Source organism: Inquilinus sp. (genome assembly GCF_057815775.1).
In genome coordinates, this window is the sequence record NZ_JBYRFX010000726.1 from 1 (window position 1) to 3,540 (window position 3,540).

At 71.2% G+C, this 3,540-nt stretch carries 6 protein-coding genes; 1 reads left to right on the forward strand and 5 read right to left on the reverse strand.

Going from position 1 to position 3,540, the window contains the following annotated elements:
* The coding region (locus AC3XYG_RS25420; protein ID WP_489142661.1) for a TetR/AcrR family transcriptional regulator at nucleotides 1-836 on the forward strand (836 nt) is incomplete at its 5' end.
* 9 nt (nucleotides 837-845) lie between these two features.
* Here the strand turns inward: AC3XYG_RS25420 and AC3XYG_RS25425 are convergent.
* The 5 genes from AC3XYG_RS25425 to AC3XYG_RS25445 form a co-directional block, all read right to left on the reverse strand.
* Nucleotides 846-1,292, reverse strand: coding sequence for an acyl-CoA thioesterase (locus AC3XYG_RS25425; RefSeq protein ID WP_489142662.1), 447 nt, complete (start codon nucleotides 1,290-1,292; stop codon nucleotides 846-848).
* A 162-nt stretch (nucleotides 1,293-1,454) separates the two neighbouring features.
* Complete coding sequence (locus AC3XYG_RS25430) at nucleotides 1,455-2,384, reverse strand: histone deacetylase family protein (RefSeq protein WP_489142663.1); 930 nt, start codon at nucleotides 2,382-2,384, stop codon at nucleotides 1,455-1,457.
* Between the two features lie 3 nt (nucleotides 2,385-2,387).
* Nucleotides 2,388-2,618, reverse strand: coding sequence for a sulfurtransferase TusA family protein (locus AC3XYG_RS25435; protein WP_489142664.1), 231 nt, complete (start codon nucleotides 2,616-2,618; stop codon nucleotides 2,388-2,390).
* Between the two features lie 91 nt (nucleotides 2,619-2,709).
* Nucleotides 2,710-3,078 carry a DUF423 domain-containing protein gene (locus tag AC3XYG_RS25440; RefSeq protein ID WP_489142665.1) on the reverse strand — a complete coding sequence of 123 codons (369 nt, stop codon included), beginning with the start codon at nucleotides 3,076-3,078 and terminating at the stop codon, nucleotides 2,710-2,712.
* A gap of 133 nt (nucleotides 3,079-3,211) precedes the next feature.
* On the reverse strand, nucleotides 3,212-3,540 hold a 329-nt coding region (locus AC3XYG_RS25445; RefSeq protein ID WP_489142666.1), incomplete at its 5' end, for a TOBE domain-containing protein.

Consider the following 3,540-nt stretch of genomic DNA (forward strand, 5'->3'; position numbering starts at 1 on the left):
TCGCCGTAGCCGGAACGCTGCGCGGCCGCAGCGCTGGAAGGCCGATCGCCGCTCGCGGTAGGGTGGCCGCGATGGCCGCCCCCCGAGCACGCGCGCGCGCCAAGGCCCCGTCTGCGCCGCGCGCCAAGCCAGCGGCCGCACCGCGCGCCCGCAAGGCCCGCGCCACCGCCGTCCGCGCCGAGCCGCGGCCGGCGCCGCGTCGCCCCGCCGGCAAGCGCGCCACGTTTCACCACGGCGACCTGCGCCGCGCTCTGGTCCAGGCCGCCCTCGATCTGGTCGCGCAGGCCCAGGACGACAGCTTCACCCTGCGCGAGGCGGCGCGCCGGGCCGGGGTGTCGGCCGCGGCGCCGGCGCATCACTTCGGCAGCGCCGCGGGGCTGCTGACCGAGGTGGCGGTGCTGGGCTTCGAGACGCTGACCCGCTACCTCCGCGAGGGCACTGCCGGCGGGGGCGCCGACCCGGCCGCGCGGCTGCAAGGCCAGGGCATGGGCTATGTCCGCTTCGCCCGGGCGCATCCGGCGCGGTTCCTGCTGATGTTCCGCAAGGATCGGCTGAACTGGGCTGATGTGCGCCTGCAGGCGGCCGGCCAGGCCGCCTTCACCGAGCTGCGCGACGCGGTGGCGGCCTTTCGCGGCATCGCCCCCGGCCAGCCGCTCGATCGCGTCGCTCTCACCACCGTGCTGGCCGCCTGGTCGGCGGTGCACGGCTTCGCCCATCTGGCGCTGGACGGCAAGTTCGAGGGACTCGGGGAGGCGGAGGGCGGCCCGGCGGTGACGGAGGCGATCCTGCCCGAGATGCTGGCCGGGCTGTGGCCGACTCTGCCGGATCCGGGATAAGCGAGCCTTTCAGGCGGTCCCGGCGGCCCGCTGGATCGCACGCGGCTTGCCGTTCTGGTCGAGGGCAACGAAGGTGAATTCGGCGGACGTCACCTTCATCCGGTCACCGAGGCCGGAGCGCAGGACCCAGACCTCGATGTGCAAGGTGATCGAGCTGCGTCCGATCCGGACCAGTTCCGTGTAGCAGCAGACGACGTCACCGATCTTGACGGGATGAATGAACGCCATGTCGGTGGCGGCGACGGTGACGACGCGGGCCTGGGCATGGCTGGTTGCCGTCATGGCGCCGGCTTCGTCCATCAGCGCCATGATCCAGCCGCCGAAGATGTCGCCGGACGGGTTGGCATGGGCCGGCATGGCCAGCATCCGGGCGGCAAGCGCGCCGCGCGGTGCGCCTTCATCCGGCGGGGCGGTGGTCAGGTAGTCGACCTCATGCGAGGTGTAGGGCCACATCATGAACCTTTCACAGGTGATGCGGCGTTTCCCTCCGGGAGCAATCGCTTAAGCTATTGTGCGATGCAGCGCACTTTGCGTCAAATCCAAGCTTTGCAGTGATTTGGTCATATTGCGCTGCAACATAAGAGGGTGTGTCACTATGCCCTGCGCCCGGCCTGCGCCTCAGCCGGTCATCAGCGCATGCACATGGGCGGCGGCGGACAGGGCCAGGCCGCGCAGATCGTAGCCGCCCTCCAGGCTGGAGACGACGCGGCCGTCGCAATGCCGGTCGGCCACGGCCATGATCTCCCGCGTCGCCCAGGCGAAATCCGCCTCGACCAACTCGAGATTGGCCAGCGGGTCGCGGGCATGGGCGTCGAAGCCGGCGGAGATGAACACCAGCTCCGGCGCGAAGGCGTCCAGCGCCGGCAGCACCACGCGCTCCATCGCCCGGCGGAAGACGACGCCGTTCGATCCCGGCGGCAGCGGCGCATTGACGATGTTGCCGGCGATGCCGGTCTCGTCCTCGCTGCCGGTGCCGGGATACAGCGGCGACTGGTGGGTCGAGGCGTAGAGCATGTCCGGCTCGGACCAGAAGATGTCCTGGGTGCCGTTGCCGTGATGGACGTCGAAATCGATCACGGCGACGCGATTGAGGCCGTGCGTCATGCGGGCATGCATCGCGGCGACCGCGACGCTGTTGAACAGGCAGAAGCCCATGGCCCGCGCGGTTTCGGCATGGTGCCCCGGCGGCCGCACGGCGCAGAAGGCGTTGCGCGCCTCGCCGGCCAGCACGGCATCGACCGCGGCGCAGCCGGCGCCGGCGGCCCGCAGCACGGCGGCGCCGGAGCCGGGCGACAGCGTGGTGTCGGCATCGATCGACCGCAGCCCGTCGGACGGCACGGCGGCCAGCAGCCGGCGGACGAAGCCTTCGGGATGGGCGCGGGCGATCTGCTCGATCGTCGCCTCCGGCGCCTCGCGCCGCTGCAGCAGGGCGAAGCTTTCATCCTCCAGCGCCGCCAGCACCGCCTTCAGCCGTTCCGGCCGCTCGGGGTGGCCGGGGCCGGTGTCGTGGCCGATGCAGGCCGGGTGGGTGAAGAGCAGCGTGTCCATGCCCTATCCTGCCTTGCGGATGCTGTAGCGGGTGACGCCGTCCGGCTCCTCGGTCACCGCCACCAGGGCATGGCCGGTGGCGTCGCAGAAGGCCGGGAAATCCTTGCGGGCCGCCACATCGGTGGCGCGCACATCCAGCACCTGGCCCGGCGCCAGGCCCTGCAGCGCCTTGCGCGCCTTCAGGACCGGCATCGGGCAGATCAGGTCGCGTGCGTCGAGGTCAAGGTCGGCCATGGCGTCCCGGGAGTGACGGCTGAGGCCGTCCCAGAGGTAACGGCTGCGGCAAGCCTAGCCCGTGCCGGCCGCCGGACTCAACGCCCGCGCGTCAGCTTTCCGTCAGGCGGAAGGCGGCCAGCACGCCCAAGCCCCAGCCCAGGATCAGCAGCACGCCACCGATCGGGGTGATGGCGCCGAACCAGCGCGGTGCGCCGAAGGCCATGAGATAGAGTGTGCCGGAAAAGATGATGGCGCCGACCAGGAACGACCAGCCGGCCCAGCGCAACGGTCCGGACAGGCCGATCAGGGCAAGGGCCAGGATCGCCGCGGCGTGGATCAGCTGGTAATGCGCTCCGGTCTGGACCCAGCCCAGCCGTTCCGGCTCGACCCCGGCCATGCCGTGGGCGGCGAAAGCGCCCATCGCCACCGCCACCATGCCGTGCAGCCCGGCCCCGATCAGCAGCACCCGGTCGATCATCCCCGCCTCCCCGATTCATCCGGCGCAGCATAGCGGGGGAGGGGGCGGGGCCGACACTGCCCGCACATGCTTCAAATCGTCATCGGCCGGCGCGGTGTTGGGTTCGCAAACGCGAACCCAACCCACGACGACCTCAGGCGGCTTCGGCGCCTTCGAGCACCAGCACATCCTCGCGGCCGAAGGTGACCGTGACCGGCTGGCCACGCTCCGGCGGTGCCACGGTCGGGCTGTTGAAGGTGTCGAGCGAGACGGCGTTCTTGCCGACGCCGACCCGCACGCGGATGACCGAGCCCAAAAAGCTGACATCGGAAATCTTGCCGCCCAGGCTGGAATCGCGTCCGGCCTGCTTGCCCAGCACGATGGCCTCGGGGCGCAGCGCGAGCGACAGCGTGTCGCCGGCCTTAGCGCCATTCAGCGCACCCTTCTTCAGCGTGATTTCGCGATCGTTGACGCGCACCGTCG

Bases quoted from the DNA above. Each gene is read 5' to 3' on its own strand.
- AC3XYG_RS25430 (WP_489142663.1), bottom strand. From the start codon at position 2,384: ATGGACACGCTGCTCTTCACCCACCCGGCCTGCATCGGCCACGACACC.
- AC3XYG_RS25435 (WP_489142664.1), bottom strand. From the start codon at position 2,618: ATGGCCGACCTTGACCTCGACGCACGCGACCTGATCTGCCCGATGCCG.
- AC3XYG_RS25425 (WP_489142662.1), bottom strand. From the start codon at position 1,292: ATGATGTGGCCCTACACCTCGCATGAGGTCGACTACCTGACCACCGCC.
- AC3XYG_RS25440 (WP_489142665.1), bottom strand. From the start codon at position 3,078: ATGATCGACCGGGTGCTGCTGATCGGGGCCGGGCTGCACGGCATGGTG.